Annotated in this window: 18 protein-coding genes and 1 tRNA gene; 14 read left to right on the forward strand and 5 right to left on the reverse strand. The window is 67.0% G+C overall.

Going from position 1 to position 14,980, the window contains the following annotated elements:
• Positions 1-8: 8 nt before the first annotated feature.
• From rpmF to MHX64_RS00345, 6 genes are all read left to right on the forward strand, one after another.
• Entirely contained in the window at positions 9-182 is a 174-nt protein-coding gene (gene rpmF / locus MHX64_RS00320) for a 50S ribosomal protein L32 (protein ID WP_181888013.1), read from the forward strand.
• A 108-nt stretch (positions 183-290) separates the two neighbouring features.
• Positions 291-989: a response regulator transcription factor gene (locus MHX64_RS00325; protein WP_181888014.1), complete on the forward strand. Its 699-nt coding sequence runs from the start codon at positions 291-293 to the stop codon at positions 987-989.
• Positions 986-2,467, forward strand: a complete 1,482-nt coding sequence (locus MHX64_RS00330; RefSeq protein WP_181888015.1) for a HAMP domain-containing sensor histidine kinase — start codon at positions 986-988, stop codon at positions 2,465-2,467. Before MHX64_RS00325 ends, MHX64_RS00330 begins: the two co-directional genes overlap by 4 nt.
• Before the next feature lie 101 nt (positions 2,468-2,568).
• Positions 2,569-3,801 carry a S1C family serine protease gene (locus MHX64_RS00335; protein ID WP_239355667.1) on the forward strand — a complete coding sequence of 411 codons (1,233 nt, stop codon included), beginning with the start codon at positions 2,569-2,571 and terminating at the stop codon, positions 3,799-3,801.
• Positions 3,802-3,852: 51 nt separating this feature from the next.
• Positions 3,853-4,413, forward strand: coding sequence for a molybdenum cofactor biosynthesis protein B (locus tag MHX64_RS00340; protein ID WP_239355666.1), 561 nt, complete (start codon positions 3,853-3,855; stop codon positions 4,411-4,413).
• Positions 4,414-4,441: 28 nt separating this feature from the next.
• The gene (locus MHX64_RS00345) at positions 4,442-4,639 is read left to right on the forward strand and encodes a hypothetical protein (RefSeq protein ID WP_239355665.1); all 198 of its coding nucleotides are present in this window, start codon (positions 4,442-4,444) and stop codon (positions 4,637-4,639) included.
• A gap of 28 nt (positions 4,640-4,667) precedes the next feature.
• Here MHX64_RS00345 and mscL read toward each other — a convergent pair whose 3' ends face one another.
• Genes mscL through MHX64_RS00360 form a run of 3 tightly spaced genes read right to left on the reverse strand, consistent with a single transcriptional unit; the run spans position 4,668 to position 6,337 of the window.
• Entirely contained in the window at positions 4,668-5,090 is a 423-nt protein-coding gene (mscL, locus tag MHX64_RS00350; RefSeq protein WP_181888019.1) for a large conductance mechanosensitive channel protein MscL, read from the reverse strand.
• Positions 5,074-5,718, reverse strand: a complete 645-nt coding sequence (locus tag MHX64_RS00355; protein ID WP_239355664.1) for an SAF domain-containing protein — start codon at positions 5,716-5,718, stop codon at positions 5,074-5,076. Before MHX64_RS00355 ends, mscL begins: the two co-directional genes overlap by 17 nt.
• A gap of 34 nt (positions 5,719-5,752) precedes the next feature.
• On the reverse strand, positions 5,753-6,337 hold the full coding sequence (locus tag MHX64_RS00360) for a 5-formyltetrahydrofolate cyclo-ligase (RefSeq protein ID WP_239355663.1): 585 nt from the start codon (positions 6,335-6,337) through the stop codon (positions 5,753-5,755).
• A gap of 63 nt (positions 6,338-6,400) precedes the next feature.
• Here MHX64_RS00360 and MHX64_RS00365 point away from each other — a divergent pair, with 63 nt between their 5' ends.
• From MHX64_RS00365 to MHX64_RS00390, 6 genes are all read left to right on the forward strand, one after another.
• Entirely contained in the window at positions 6,401-7,375 is a 975-nt protein-coding gene (locus tag MHX64_RS00365) for a UTP--glucose-1-phosphate uridylyltransferase (protein WP_239355662.1), read from the forward strand.
• Between the two features lie 18 nt (positions 7,376-7,393).
• Complete coding sequence (glp, locus tag MHX64_RS00370; protein WP_239355661.1) at positions 7,394-8,707, forward strand: gephyrin-like molybdotransferase Glp; 1,314 nt, start codon at positions 7,394-7,396, stop codon at positions 8,705-8,707.
• An 8-nt stretch (positions 8,708-8,715) separates the two neighbouring features.
• Positions 8,716-9,363: a GNAT family N-acetyltransferase gene (locus tag MHX64_RS00375; protein ID WP_370642048.1), complete on the forward strand. Its 648-nt coding sequence runs from the start codon at positions 8,716-8,718 to the stop codon at positions 9,361-9,363.
• 133 nt (positions 9,364-9,496) lie between these two features.
• A complete protein-coding gene (gene glpR, locus MHX64_RS00380; RefSeq protein ID WP_239355660.1) occupies positions 9,497-10,681 on the forward strand; it encodes a gephyrin-like molybdotransferase receptor GlpR in 1,185 nt (394 codons plus the stop codon).
• Between the two features lie 75 nt (positions 10,682-10,756).
• A tRNA-Ala gene (locus MHX64_RS00385) sits at positions 10,757-10,829 on the forward strand.
• 101 nt (positions 10,830-10,930) lie between these two features.
• Positions 10,931-11,551 (forward strand): cation transporter, encoded by a 621-nt coding sequence (locus tag MHX64_RS00390; protein WP_239355659.1) that lies wholly within the window; start codon positions 10,931-10,933, stop codon positions 11,549-11,551.
• 18 nt (positions 11,552-11,569) lie between these two features.
• On the opposite strand, the gene MHX64_RS00395 is transcribed toward MHX64_RS00390, so the two are convergent.
• A complete protein-coding gene (locus MHX64_RS00395) occupies positions 11,570-12,193 on the reverse strand; it encodes a DNA-3-methyladenine glycosylase I (RefSeq protein WP_239355658.1) in 624 nt (207 codons plus the stop codon).
• 52 nt (positions 12,194-12,245) lie between these two features.
• Between MHX64_RS00395 and MHX64_RS00400 the strand changes: the two genes are divergently transcribed.
• Complete coding sequence (locus tag MHX64_RS00400; protein WP_239355657.1) at positions 12,246-12,653, forward strand: DoxX family protein; 408 nt, start codon at positions 12,246-12,248, stop codon at positions 12,651-12,653.
• Positions 12,646-13,281 carry a zf-HC2 domain-containing protein gene (locus MHX64_RS00405; RefSeq protein WP_239355656.1) on the forward strand — a complete coding sequence of 212 codons (636 nt, stop codon included), beginning with the start codon at positions 12,646-12,648 and terminating at the stop codon, positions 13,279-13,281. Before MHX64_RS00400 ends, MHX64_RS00405 begins: the two co-directional genes overlap by 8 nt.
• Positions 13,282-13,295: 14 nt before the next feature.
• Here MHX64_RS00405 and MHX64_RS00410 read toward each other — a convergent pair whose 3' ends face one another.
• Positions 13,296-14,942 carry a dolichyl-phosphate-mannose--protein mannosyltransferase gene (locus tag MHX64_RS00410; RefSeq protein ID WP_370642047.1) on the reverse strand — a complete coding sequence of 549 codons (1,647 nt, stop codon included), beginning with the start codon at positions 14,940-14,942 and terminating at the stop codon, positions 13,296-13,298.
• Between the last annotated feature and the right edge of the window lie 38 nt (positions 14,943-14,980).

The raw sequence follows: 14,980 nt of genomic DNA on the forward strand, positions 1-14,980 counted from the left end.
GACTCGTCATGGCAACACCGAAGTTCAAGAAGTCCCGCGCGAACACGCGCATGCGTCGTTCCCAGTGGAAGGCCGACAACGCCGACCTGCAGACCGTCAAGGTCGACGGCCAGGAGGTGCGCATCCCGCGCCGCCTGATCAAGGCCGCTCAGGCTGGTCTGATCGACGTCGAGCAGTTCTAAGCTTTTAAGGGTCGAATTGGACCCGTTGAACTAACCGGGATCCCCAGGTGGGACCCGGTTTTTTCAGCTCAATTCAACTCTGAGTAGAAAATAAGTCATAATAATCCTATGAAGATTCTCGTAGCCGACGACGAGCAGGCTGTCCGCGAGTCGCTCCGACGCTCGCTCCGCTTCAACGGATACGACGTGGTGCTCGCCGTAGACGGCGAAGACGCGCTCGATCAGATCCGCATTGAGCAGCCAGACCTGACCATCCTCGACCTCATGATGCCCAAGCTCGACGGCCTGGGCGTCTGCCGTACCCTGCGCTCCTCCGGGTACGACGGGCCGATCCTCATGCTCACGGCTCGCGACGGTGTGTCCGACCGCGTGGCCGGCCTGGATGCGGGCGCGGACGACTACCTGCCCAAGCCCTTCGCCCTGGAGGAGCTGCTGGCGCGCGTGGGGTCGCTGCTGCGCCGCACCCGCTCCGAAGCACGCAAGGCGGCGGAGAAGGACCAGACTCGCCTGCAGTTCGAGGACCTGGTCATGGACACCTCCACCCGCGACGTCACCCGCGCAGGCCGCGCCATCTCGCTGACCCGCACCGAGTTTGCGCTGCTGCACCTGCTGCTGCAGAACCCGCGCCATGTGCTTGCCCGCCAGACCATCCTGGAAGAAGTGTGGGGCTACGACTTCCCGACGTCTGGCAACGCGCTCGAGGTCTACATCGGCTACCTGCGCCGCAAGACTGAAGCAGGCGGCGAATCGCGCCTGATCCACACCGTCCGCGGCGTCGGCTACGTCCTGCGGGAGACCGCTCCGTGATCTTGCGGCGCTTCACAGGCGAAGCTGAGCCGCAGGGGCAGGCTGGCACAGGCCGGTCCCTGCGCAACAGCTTGGCCGTACTCGCCGGCGGCATCGTCGCCGTGGTCATTTTGTTGACCGCGCTGTTTACCTACCGGCTTTCAGAAACGACTCGTCTGACCGTCATGGACGACGACCTGCGCACCCGCAGCTACGGCGTGTCGCTGCAGCTGAAGGACCTGGATTCGGACGACCGGGAGGGCTTTGAAAAGGCCCTCGCCGAGTTTCGCCGCGCAACCCCGTGGGCGAAAGTCTCGGCCGCGCCCGCTGGTTCCAACGTGTTCTACGGCGACCCGGTGCCGGTGGCGGGGCCGTACGCGGCGACGTCGTCAGGCGACATGCTCTCCCAGCACACCGTGGCAGGGGAGCGCGTGGTGGTGCGCCGCAGCACCTCCGGTGTCACCGTGGCCATGTCGCAGCCGCTGGACGTGTTCAGCATTGTCTCCGGCAGCTGGGGTGCAGCCGCGCTGGTGATTGCGGGTACCGGGGGTTTGCTCGCCTGGATCGCGGGCACGGCGATTTCCGCCGTCGGCCTCCGCCCCGTGCGCAGACTGCACAGGGCTATCGACGCCGCGAACGAGTCCGACCAGCTCACCGAGCTCCCCGTCGACGGCAACGACGAGTTCGCTGAAATCACCACCTCCGTGAACAAGATGATCTCCACGCTGGAGGACTCCAAGACGCGCCAGGCGCAGCTTGTGGCGGACGCGGGCCACGAGCTGAAAACCCCGCTGACCTCGATGCGCACCAACATCGAGTTGTTGATGATGCTGTACAACTCCGGCCGGCAGGACCAGATCTCCGAGCAGGACCGCAAGGACCTCGAGCGCGACGTGATGGCGCAGATGGAGGAAATGTCCATCCTGATCGGCGACCTGGTCAACCTGGCGCGCGACGAAGCGCAGCAAGGTGCCGAGCCTGAGGACTTCCGCCTGGACGAAGTGCTGGAGGAAGCGCTCGACCGTGTGCGCCGCCGCCGCCCGGACCTGGCGTTCCAATTCGAGGCGGACCCGTGGGTCATTACCGGCGACCGGTTCGCCATGGGGCGCGCACCTATCAACCTCATCGACAACGCCGCGAAGTGGTCGCCGCAGGGCGGCACCGTGCGTGTGTCGCTGAAGGCGGCGAAGCGCAACGCGGTGCTCATCGTGGACGATTCCGGCCCCGGCATTCCGGCGGACCAGCGCGAGAAGGTGTTCGAGCGCTTCTACCGCGCGCCCGAGTCCCGGTCGATGCCGGGCTCCGGCCTGGGCCTGGCCATTGTGAAGCAGGTCTTCGACCGCCACAACGCGACCATCGTGGCGGAAGAATCCGATGACGGCGGCGCGCGCTTTCGCGTGGTGTTTCCGGGACGCCCGCCGGAGGTGGACGGCGCGGATGTGCAGGAGGCTCCCGCGGAGACCACCGCACGCGTGATCCCGCGCAAGAGCTACAGCTAGACCCGCAGGCCAGCGCACACAGCAATCGTCCAGCAAACATTGCGAATTACAGTGCATGCCCTCAAGATCTGCCACAGGACGGCGGTGCATAATAACCCCTCATGAGTGAACTGAACTATCCGGGAGACACCGCAAGTTTCCCGGCAAACAACGGTGTCTACCAGGTGCAACCGCAGCCCCAGGGGCAGCAGGAGCGTCGCGGTAAAGGCATCGGCGCGGCGTTCGCCGTCGCGCTGACAACTGCGCTGGTCGCCGGCGGCGGCGCCGGGTACCTCGCCGGGTCGTCCCAGTCCGACAACGCGGCGGAAACTGCGGCGTCGAATTCGCCGTCCAGCAGCGTGTCGTCCGAAAGCGATTCGCAAGGCGAGCTGCGCAACCCGACCGTCGCGGACCCGGCCGAGGCACCCGAGGGCTCCGTGGAGCAAGTGGCGGCCGCGGTGCTGCCTGCGGTGGGTTCCATTGAGGTGGACACGCCCCGCGGCAGTGCGGAAGGCTCCGGCTCCATCATCTCCGCGGACGGCTACGTGCTGACCAACCACCACGTCATCGCCGGCGCGGAAACGCCAGGTTCGGAGGTGCAGGTCACGCTTAACGACGGATCACGCCACAGCGCACAGTTTGTCGCCTCCGACGTCAACACCGATGTCGGCGTGCTGAAGATCGACGACGTGCACGACCTGCCGGTGATGCAGTTCGGCAACTCCGACGAACTGCGCGTGGGCCAGGAGGTCGTCGCGGTGGGCTCGCCGCTGGGCCTGTCCGCCACGGTGACCAGCGGCATCGTCTCCGCGCTGAACCGGCCGGTGCGCGCTTCCCAGGGCGGCGGCGAGAGCTCGCTCATGGACGGCATCCAGACCGACGCGGCGATCAACCCCGGCAACTCCGGAGGCCCCCTGGTGGACCGCAACGGCAAACTCATCGGCATGAACTCCGCTATCGCTTCGCTGTCCTCGGGCGGCATGAGCCAAGGCGGCCAGGGCGGCTCCATCGGCCTCGGCTTCGCCATCCCGTCGAACTTTGCCAAGCGCGTCGCTGACCAGCTCATTGAAAAGGGCGAGGCCACGCAGCCGATGCTCGGCGTGCGCGTGAGCGTGATGCAGGGCTTCGGTGGCGGTGCCGTGGTGGCGGGGGTGGAACCCGGCAGTCCCGGCGAAACGGCTGGGCTGAAGCCTGGCGACGTGATCACGCGCCTGAACGACCGGCCCATCGACTCTGCTGACGCCCTCATCGCCGCGACGCGCTCCAAAGCATTTGGAGAGACGGTGACGCTGCAGGTGCAGCGGGAGGGGGAGTCTGAGTCGGTTCCGGTAGAGGTGACCTTGAGTTCCGAGTAACTTCTTATCTGTCCAATCCGCCCCGTTTTGTGCCAAGGGAGTCTGACCACGATGCCGGAACTGTTTGACGCGCTCGACATCACCGAGCCGGACGATGCGACGCTGCGCGCCTCCGAGCTGGAGAGCGACTCTCCGACGTCGCCGTGCGCGATCGTCGTGCTGGTGGGCGACCGCCGCTACGACGCGCCGGGCGACAACACCGACGAGATGGTGGTGGAGCTGCTCCGCGAGGTTGGCTACCAGGTCGACGGCGTGGTGCGCGTGAAGTCGAAGAAGTCCGAGATCCGCAAGGCCATTGAGACGGGCGTTGTCGGCGGCGTGGACCTCGTGCTCACCCTCGGCGGCACCGGCGTGGGCCCGCGCGACAAGACGCCGGAGGCGACGCGCGCGGTCATCGACAAGATGGTCCCGGGCGTCAGCCAGGCGATCCGCTCGTCCGGCCAGGCGTGCGGCGCGGTGGACGCGTGCACCTCGCGCGGCATCTGCGGCGTGTCCGGCTCCACGGTTGTGGTCAACCTCGCGTCCTCGCGCCAGGCGATTCGCGATGGCGTATCGACGGCAGCTCCGCTCGTGCGCCACCTCATCGACGAGCTGAACCAGCACTCGGTTTAAACCCCGCGCAGTTCGAGGCAGCACACTGATGGAACGCAAGCGCAGGCGCGCTGTACGCAAGGCGGACGTGGACTACGACCGCTCCGCGGACGCCGCACGGAACACGCAGGCAAACGAAAACCCGGCCCTGGACGCTGAGCGCGAGGTGCTGCTCGGCGACGAAGAGCCGGGTTTGACGGGCCGCGATTTTTATGAGGCGGAGCGGCCGCCGCACTACGGGGACTAGCTTTCAGCCAGCCCCGCTCAAGGACGAACTAGTTCAGCGGCTTCTGCACATTGTTCGGGTTCTGGCCTGCGAGCAGGTCGCGGATTTCCGCGAGCAGCTCGGTGTCGGTCGGCTCCGGCTCGTCCGGGTCGATGCCCTTGCGGCGCTTCTGCGCCTCGTCGAGCTTGTTCATCGGAGCAACGAGCAGGAAGTAGATCACTGCCGCGATGAGCAGGAAGTTGATGATGGCGGTCAGGACAGCGCCGAAGTCGACGAAGGTCGCCTCGTTGCCCTCGCGGACGAAGAAGCCCAGGCCGGAGTAGTCCACGCCACCCAGGGCAGCGAGGAGCGGGTTGATGATCGCGTCAGAGAACGCGGTGACAACTGCGGTGAATGCCGCACCAATGACAACGCCGACGGCAAGCTCGATGACGTTGCCGCGCATGATGAAATCTTTAAATCCTTGAAGCATGGTTGGGGATATTAAACTGACGTTGACGGTTGCTCAACACGAGAGTCAGCGGCTCAGACAGGGACGCAGCCGCAACGGCAGCTGCCTCACCCTGCCTGAGCAGCACCAACACTGCGTCGCCTTCCCCAGATGTGACGACAATCCCATTTTCAGCAACCACACGAGGCCCTTGGCCCACAACGTCAACAACAGTCCCGTGGTGGAGCATAGGCAAGATGTCCGGTTCCGCAAGGGGGACCGGCACCATTGAGAACTCCTCGCCGTCCGGTTTGTCCTGGGTGAGCAGCCCCGCCAGATCCGGCCCGACCAGGCGCGTGGCCGTGACCACCTCGCCGCGGGAGGCGGCCGCCGCGAGCAGTTGCCCCTCGGCCAGTGCCGCGTCATCCAGCGCGTTGTCGGGCACCGACTCCGCTGGCAGGCGGCGCAGTTCCACATCGTCCGAGGTGAGCACGGTGCCGGGGGCGACATCGCGGGCGAAGGTCAGGGCGGGCGGGTCGGACCGTGAGGCGTCGATAAGCACATGCAACACAGCGGCGACCACGAGGAACACGGCGACCACCCTGCGAATGATCACGGAGCGGCGGTAGCCGGGGGAGCGGAGGGTATTCAGGTGCGCGGAGAGTTCCATAGGGATAAGACGGTGAAACCCCCGCCCCGGTTCCCTAGACGCGGAAGAAACCTTCCGGCATGATCACCGCGTCCACCGCCTGGTCGTGCGCGTCATGGGGCACCGCATCCACGACCTCCCAGCCGTAAACCACAGCCGCGACGGGAACATCCAGGCCGGCAAGCGCCCGGTCGTAGTAGCCGGCACCCTTGCCAAGGCGCATTCCTTGCCTATCGACGGCTAACGCCGGGGCCACCACCAGCCCGCAGGAGCGCAACACGTTGGAGGTGAAGCGCGGGCCGTTCGGCTCAGTGATGCCCAACGCGCCCGCCGCATCCTTGGCCCCGTGCTGCGCCCAGGCCAGCACCCCGTCTGGCAGAGAGATTGGCAGAAACAGAGTGCGTGCCGCCGCCGCGAGCAGTGCTGCGAAATCCGCCGGGCCAGGCTCCGAGCTAAGTGGGTTGTAGGCGGCGATGTTGGAGCCGCGTGCGCCGAAGTCGTCGACGCACGCCAAGGTTGCCGCCACAAGCGCCTGGTCGAGCTCGCGCTTTCGCTCGCTGCCGCGCAGGTCGCGCCGGGCGGCCACGTGCGCGGCGCGCATCGCAGCCTTCGGGGGAGGGGTGTTTGTGTTCGTGTGCATACTCCTGGCTTCTTCCGGGTCGCAGCCCGGTTGTGAGGGGTGGGGGCTGTAGGCTTTGCGTTTATGCAGAATTCTACTGACCGACCCGTTGATGCTGCGCGCGCTTCGGTGAAGACTGTTGTGGTGCCGGCTGCGGGTATGGGGACGCGTTTTTTGCCGGCGACGAAGACGGTGCCGAAGGAGCTTCTGCCGGTGGTGGATACCCCGGGCATTGAGCTGATTGCTGAGGAGGCAGCGGCTTGTGGGGCGCAGCGTCTTGCCGTGGTGGTCGCGCCGAATAAGGAAGAGATCATGCGCCACTTTGGCGAGTTTTCGGACTTGCAGGAGCTGATGGTCGCCCGCGGCAAGGACGCGCAGGCGGAAAAGGTCGCGCGCGCCAACGGTTTGATTGAGGCTGTGGCGGTGACCCAGGATGAGCCGCTCGGGCTTGGCCATGCTGTCGGTTGCGCTGAGGAAGCGTTGGACGACGACGAGGATGCGGTTGCTGTGATGCTGCCGGATGACCTGGTGTTGCCGGCGGGCGTGATGGAGAAGATGGTCGCGGTGCGCAATGAACTCGGTGGTTCGGTGTTGTGCGCGTTTAACGTCTCGCGTGAGGAGGTGTTCAACTACGGCGTGTTCGACGTTGAGGATGCCCAGGCTGAGATTGACGGCGTTGAGGTGCTTAAGGTGTGCGGCATGGTGGAAAAGCCTGCTGTGGAGGATGCGCCGTCGACGCTGGTGGCTACTGGCCGCTACCTGTTGGACCGCGGGATTTTTGATGCGCTGCGCCGCATCACACCGGGTAAGGGTGGTGAGTTGCAGCTGACGGATGCGATTGAGTTGATGATCTCTGAGGGTCACCCGGTGCATGTGGTGGTGCATGAGGGCAAGCGGCACGACCTTGGTAACCCGGGCGGGTATATCCCGGCGAATGTGGATTTCGGTTTGCGGGACGAAAAGTACGGCCCGGCGCTGTATACCGCGGTGAAGAAGATCATCGCAGACTTCGAGGCAGAACACCCCGAGGTTGTCGCAAAGGCGCAGGACAACGCGTAAACGAAAGGGGCACGGGCCATGCGCAGCGTAGAGGACCAGCTTGCCGCTGTAGTAGAAGCGGCTGCCGCCCCCGAGCCGATCCGGGTGGCGCTGACGGACGCGCTCGGCCTGATGTGCGCCGAAGAGGTCACCTCCACCACGCAGGTCCCCGGGTTCCCCCAGGCAGCGGTGGACGGCTTCGCCGTGCGCGCGGTAGACGTGGGCGGCGCCGCCGGGCTGCGCAGGCCCGAGCGCCGCGACCGTGACCAAGATGAAGCCGGCGACGGCGAAGAAGCCCCCGCGGCGCCGCAGCCGAACCGCGAGCGCGCCCTTCCCGTCGTGGGCGAGGTGCCCGCCGGCTCCCAGAAGCCGCTGCGCCTGCAGCCGCGCCAGGCGGTCCGCGTCGCCACCGGCGCCCCGCTGCCCACGCTCGCGGACGCGGTGCTGCCGCTGGAGTGGACGGACTGCGGGCGAAAACGCGTCACCCCGCAGCGCCCCGTGCGCACCGGTGATTTCGTGCGCCGGCCTGGCGACGACATCCAGCCCGGCGACATCGCCGTGCGCCAGGGCGCGGTGCTCGGCCCCGCCCAGATCGGCCTCGCCGCCGCCGCGGGCCGCGACAAGTTACTGGTGTACCCGCGCCCGCGTGTGACGGTGATGAGTTACGGCCTGGAACTGGTGGACTTGGACCGCCGGCCGGGCCTGGGGCAGGTCTTCGACATCGCCTCCTACGTCGTGGCCGCGGCCGCCAAAGAGGCGGGCGCGGACGTGCACCGCGCCGGCATCATCAACGCCGAGCCGCGCCGCATGCGCGAGATCGTGGCGGGACACATCGCCAAAAGCGAATTCGTCGTCATCACAGGCGCCGTTGGCGGCTCCGGTGCGGCCCCCATCCAGGAGATCTTGCGCGAGCTCGGCCAGGTGGACACCACCCGCGTGGCCATGCACCCCGGCTCCGTGCAGGGCTTCGGCCTGATGGGTGAGGAGCGCGTCCCGGCGTTTCTCCTGCCGTCCAACCCGGTGAGCGCGCTGGTGATCGCGGAGACGTTCATCCGCCCCGCCATCCGCAGCTCCCTGGGCAAGACCGCGGTGACGCGCCGCACCGTCAAGGCCCGCTCCTTGCGCGAGCTCAGCTCCATTCCTGGCCGCCGCGGCTACATCCGCGCCCGCCTCATGCGCGACGCGGACACCGGCGACTACCTGGTCGAACCGCTGTCCGCACTGGAAGCCGGCCCCGCCCACCTGCTGGCCGGCTTCGCTGAGGCCAACGCCATGATCCACCTGCCGGAAGACGCCGTGGACGTGCGCCCCGGCGACATCGTGGACGTCGAGTTCCTCCGCCAGCGCAGCTAGGCTCAGCCATGTTCGCGATGTTCCGCCAGCCCACCCCGGGCTGGCCAGAGTCCACGCCGACCGCGACGCTTCCCGACGGCACATCCGTCCGCCTCCGACCCCTCACTTCCCGCGATGGAAAGGACTGGTCGGGCACGAGAAACGTCGATAAGCAATGGCTCCAACCGGTCGAACCCACGGTGGAGGGCAGCTGGGAGGACGCGCACTCACACGCGGCGTGGCGCAACACCTGGCTGAACCTGAAGCGGCTGGCCAACCAGGGCACCGTGGTGCCGCTGGTCATCGAGGTCGACGGCGGCTTCGCAGGGCAGGTCACCCTGGGCAACATCCAGCACGGCATCGTCTCCGAATGCTGGGTGGGCTACTGGGTGCACTCGCCGTTCATGGGCCGCGGGGTGGCCACCGCCGCGTGCGCGTTGGGTGTGGACCACGCGTTTTCCCGCGTCGGACTGCACCGCGTGACCGCCACCTACCTGCCACACAACCCCGCCTCCGGGCAGGTGCTCAAGCTCAACGGCTTCCGCGAGGAGGGCTACCTGCGGCGCAACCTGCACATCGACGGGCAGTGGCGCGACCACCACTTCGTGGCCTTGAATGCCGATGATTTCCCCACCACAGCCGTGCAGCGCCTGCGCGAGACCGGCCGGGTGCGCTAGAGGGCGAAAAACAGCTGCGCCCCACCGGCGCGCCGACCCGTTCGCCTGCGCAAGTGCCGATACCGTGGACTCCTGACTTTAAGGGTGCAACTGACGCGGAAAGGTGGCATCGCCCATGGGCAGCCCGAGCTTAATGATCATCTTGATCCTGGTGGTGTGGATCATCGTCCTCGCGCCGTTGATGATCGGCAACAACAAGCCGATCCGCCGCTCCGGCGACGGCTACGACGAAACGCGCGTGCTGCACGAGGGCGGCACCGCGCCGATGGCTGAGCGCCGCCGCCCGAAGCTCACCGCCGCCGACATCCACCGCCACAACGAGGACACCGACTACGAGGTTGTGGAGGCGACGGATGCCGAGGAGCAAGTGCTTATCGACGACGCTCCCGCCCTGCGCACCCTCTTCCGCCGCCCCGGCGCCGAAGACGATGCCGCCGCGGCCGGCCACATCGACGGCGAAGTGATCGAGCATGTCGACGACGAGGCTGAGCCGGCCGAAGCTGAGGCCGAGTCTGATGAATCCGAGGGCGGCTCCACCAAGGTCGTCGCCAGCGAGTCCGCCGGTTCCACCACTGTGAAGGTCCTCGCCGCGGAGGATGATGCAGAGGACGCTGACGCCGACGCAGATGCCGACTCCGATGAGGATGAGGCTGAGGCTGAGGCCGACCGCTACGAGCTGGACGAGTCCTACACCGCACCCGAGGACTTTGGCTACGCGGGGGAGACCGGAGGCGCTGAGAAGCAAAGCGCTCCGAAAGCGGACGTTGAGGAAGCGCCGGAAGACATTGACGACGAGGACGACGAGGTCGACACCGCGGAGGCGGCCGAAGCGGGCGACGAGGACCTCGCTTTCGCCGCTGCGCGCCGCGGCCGCGGCGGATTCGACCCGGAGCGCGAGAAGAAGAACACCGCCACCCGCTTCCAGCGTCGCCAGCGCACCCTGCTGGCGCTGATCGCCGCGTGCGTGGTCACCTTCGTCGTCGCGTTTGTCGCAGGCGGCTGGACCTGGGTGCTGCCTGCGGTGGCAGTGGGGATGACCGCATGGTTCATGATCGCGCTGCGCCGCGTCGTGCTGCAGGAGCGCGCGCTGCACGCACGACGTCTGCGCCAGCTGCGCCGCGCCCGCATGGGTGTGGCCATGAGCAACCACACGGAGCACCCGCGTGACGCTCGCCTGCGCGCTGGCTCCGTCGTGCTGGACCTGGACGACGACAGCCCCGACTTCGACACCCTGCCGTCCACCCGCTACGTGCCGGAAAACGACCCCGGCTACGACGACTACGAAGACCTCGGCGGCTACGGCGCCCGCGCCTCCTAAGAACCGCGAAAACCTCCGCTGCGCTGGCGATTTAACCGGCGCGTGGGGGAGGAGTAACGTAACGAGCGTGCCCCAGGGGCTATAGCTCAGTTGGTAGAGCGTCGCGTTCGCAATGCGAAGGTCAGGGGTTCGATTCCCCTTAGCTCCACAGGTCAACGGGACCCGGTCGAATACGGCCGGGTCCCGTTACGTTTTGCGGATCGGCTAAGCTGCCTTCCCGTTGTATCTAACGCAAAAGTAGCAGCTGAAGTGACAGATTCGTTGGGTTCGCAGAAGATCCGTCGCGCGGTGCTGATTGTGGCGCTGCTGAACCTGGCCTACTTCTTCGTGGAGTTCGCCGGTGCGGTGGCCATCGGGTCGGCGTCCCTGTTCGCGGACTCCGCGGACTTTCTCGAGGACACCGCGATCAACCTGCTGGTGTTCTTCGCCGTGGCGTGGCCGGCCGCGCGCCGCCGCACCGCCGGTAGCGTGCTCGCCGCGTTGATTCTCATCCCGGCGGTGGCGGCGGTTGTCACCGTGATAACCAAGATCATGAACCCAGTCGCGCCGTCGCCGGAGGGCCTGACCGGCATCGCATTCGGTGCCCTGGTGGTCAACGTGATCTGCGCGATCCTGCTGATGCGGCTGCGCGGCGAAGGCTCGTCGCTCGCCACCGGCGCGTGGCTGGCCGCACGCAACGACGCGCTGGCCAACCTGCTCATCATTGCCGCCGGTCTGCTCACGTTCGTGTGGGAGACCGCCTGGTTCGACATCGTCGTCGGTGCGATCATCGCCGCCATCAACCTCTCCGCCGCCAAGGAGGTCTGGGAGGCGTCCCGCGAGGAGCACGACTCCGTCGAGGACGCCTTCGCGGACATGGACGACGATTAAACGCCGCCTAGGCGCCGATTAGACCCACACCCCGGACGCCCCGCGGCGCCACGTGCCCACCAGGTTGGTGTCGATGATGCCGGTGGATTCCATCAGCGCGTACATCGTCACCGGCCCCACAAAGGTGAAGCCGCGCTTCTTCAAATCCTTCGCCAGCTGCTCGGACTCCGCCGAGCGCGTCGGCACCTCCGCCATCGTGCGCGGCACCGGCGTGTTCGCCGGCTGGTAGGACCACACAAACTCGCCCAGGTGCGTGCCATCCTCCCGCAGCGCCAGCGTCGCCTCGGCGTTTTTCACTGCAGCTTCGAGTTTGCGCCGGTTGCGGATCAAGGCAGCGTCCTCAAGCAAATGCTCGATGCTCATACCCGCGACCTCTTCTGGGTCGAAGCCGTGGAAGGCTGCGCGCAGGGCCTCGCGCTTTTGCAGGATCAGCCGCCACGACAGCCCCACCTGGAAGCCCTCGAGGCAGACGCGTTCAAACATGCCCTGCTCGTCGGTGACGGGCATGCCCCATTCGGTGTCGTAGTACTCGCGCAAAAGTGGGTCGGTGGCGGCCCACGGCGGGCGCGCCAGCCCGTCGTCGCCGATGACGGGCCAGCCGGATTCGGGATTGGTTTCTGGTGTGGTGTGAAGATCAGTCATATGTATTGGACTCAGTTCTACCCCGTTCGGTTCCACGGGTACGCTAATCGGCATGAATAGGCCCGCCGTCCGCGACTTCGCGCTGCTTGTGCTCCGGCTCGTGCTGGGCGCGGTGTTTGTGGCGCACGGCTACAACCACTGGTTCGAGATGGGCATGGCCGAAACTGGCCGCCAGTTCGCCGCCCTCGGGGTGCCGCAGCCGCAGCTTTCCGCCTACCTCACCGGCACCGTCGAGCTCATCGGAGGCGCGTTTCTAGCAGTGGGGCTCTTGACGACGATCACCGCGTCGCTCCTCGCCCTACTCGTGCTTGCCGCCGGGTACTTCGTGCACCTGGATAACGGCTTTTTCATCGAGGCTGGGGGAGTGGAGTACACGCTCGTGCTTGCCGCCGCGCTGTTCATCATCACCGTCTTCGGCACCGGCCGTGCCAGCCTGGACGGGGTGCTCACGCGTGGTTAGCCACGAGGAGGTCCAGGCGGCGCTGTCCGCGCGCATCGACGGCGAGAAGGCCGAACTCGACGACGCCATCGTCGACGCCCACGTGTCCGGATGCGCGGAGTGCCGCGCGTTTTTGGACCGCTCGCTGGCGCTGTCCCAATCGCTCGGTGGGGGTACCGACGACGCTATGGCCCCGCCCCAGGACCTCTCCGCCGCAATCCTGGCCGGCGTGGACAACGAGTGGCGCCGCTTCGCCCGCCGACGCGAGATCGGCATGGCAGTAGGCCGCCTGATGCTCGGCGTGATGGCCGTGGTGTGGGTGCTGTGGGCCGTGCGCTTGATCCTGTCCGGCGGGGAGGAGCCGGTGGTGGCGTCCGCGGCGTCCGTGCGTTTCGGCGTGGCGCTCGCGTTGGGCTTTACCGCTTGGCGTCCGCAGCAGATCCCGGGCGTGGTGCTGATTGTAGGCACGATGTTCACCTTCACCGTCGGCTTCGCCGTACGCGATTTCGTGCTGGGCACAGGCGCGTTCGAGCTCGCCGGGGTGCTCATCCCGTTGATGAGCTTGGTGGCCCTGGTATGGACCTGGGTGGCCGACCGGGGTGGGGCGCTGCGCCGGGCGTGGCAGATGCTCGACGCCCGGCCGTACTAGCTACTTCCGGCTGGTTACTTCCAGCTGGGTAGCCACATGATGGACTCGTACCAGGTGTCCGGGATCTTGAAGCCGTAGAAGATGGGCGACCAGTAGATGAAGCTGGCCACCACCAGCGCGATGTAGACCACGGCGGCGAGCTGGCCCCAGCGCATCTCAAAGCCTGCAACCTTGTTCACCCAGGGCCACGTCACAGCCCCGCCCTTCTTGGCCAGGTTGCCCAGCGCCAGCGCCAGCAGCACTGCGGTGAACGGCACCAGGGCGGTGGCGTAGAAGAAGTACATCTGGCGGTCGAAGGCGGCCAGCCACGGCAGGAAGCCGGCGGCGAACGCGATCACCGGCACGATGACGCGGAAGTCCTTGCGGGTCAGCCACACCCAGCACGCCCACAGCAGCACCGGCACGGTCAGCCACCAGATGGCGGGGGTGCCGAACATGTAGATCATCTCGCGGCACTTGCCGTCGCCGGACGCCATGGAGCACTCCAGGTCGGTGGCGGAGTAGTAGAGGATCGGTCGCGCCGAGACCAGCCAGGCCCACGGCTTGGAATCCCAGGGGTGGGAGTGGCCGGAGGACGACGTCAGCGAGGCGTGGAAGTTCAGCACCGAGAAGTGGTAGTAGAACCAGCCGGCGATCGGCTCGGGCAGGTTAGCCAGCCAGGGCCAGTCGGAGCCGGCGATGGTGCCGTCGGTAAGCGAGTGGCGGTACACGGAGGTCTCGGAGGCGAACCAGGCGCGCCAGGACCACAGGTACAGCACGGCGGGGATGAGCACGATGGAGGCGAGCGCCGACGGGACGTCGCGAAGCAGGGTGCCCGAGACCGGCTTCTCCACGCCGTAGCGGCGGCGCAGGAACAGGTCCCAGAACGACGACAGCAGGCCGAAGAACATGATGTAGTACAGGCCGGACCACTTCACCGACAGGGTCAGACCAAGCAGCACGCCGGTGGCGAAGCGCCACCAGCGAAAGCCCATGCGCGGGCCGAACGGGCCCGCGTCCTCGAGCTTGCCGGCCAGCCACGCGTCGTGCCAGCGGTGGTGCACCTCGCGCATGTCGCCGGCTAAGGTCCACGCCGCCATCACCACGAACAGCACCTGGAAGACGTCGAGCATGCCGAATTTGGCGGAGACCAGCAGGACGCCGTCGAAAAGCGCGATGATGCCCGCGATGATCGCAATGTTGGTGGACTGGCTCACGCGCCGCGCGAGCAGGAACACGAACACGATCACAGCAGTGCCGAACAGGCCGGTCATGAGGCGCCAGCCGAGCGGGGAGTAGCCGAAGAGGATCTCGCCCAGCGCGAGCAGCTGCTTGCCCAGCGGCGGGTGCACAACCAGCCCGTAGCCGGGGTTGGACTCGATGCCGCCCAAGACCGGGTTGAACCAGCTTTCCACCATGTCCCAGGCCTGCGGCACATAGTGCTTCTCGTCGAAGACGGGGGTGCCGGAGCTGGTCGGCTGCACCAGCCCGATAAAGCGGGTGAGCAGCGCCAGCACACCGATGACGGAGGCGGCGATGGTGTCGCGGCGCGTCCAAGGCACAGTCACGGGTGCCTCGGGCGCAGGCTGGGCGGGCCGCAGGGAACGCGTCGTCTCTGGTGCTGTTGCGTCGGCACCGGATGGCGGTCCGGCGGGGTTCGGGGTGCTCGCGATAGTGGTCACGACGCAAGATATTAGCGCCTTGAGCGTAAGCTCCCGTG

This window comes from Corynebacterium sp. ACRPZ (assembly GCF_022346205.1).
Taxonomy (GTDB): domain Bacteria; phylum Actinomycetota; class Actinomycetes; order Mycobacteriales; family Mycobacteriaceae; genus Corynebacterium; species Corynebacterium lehmanniae.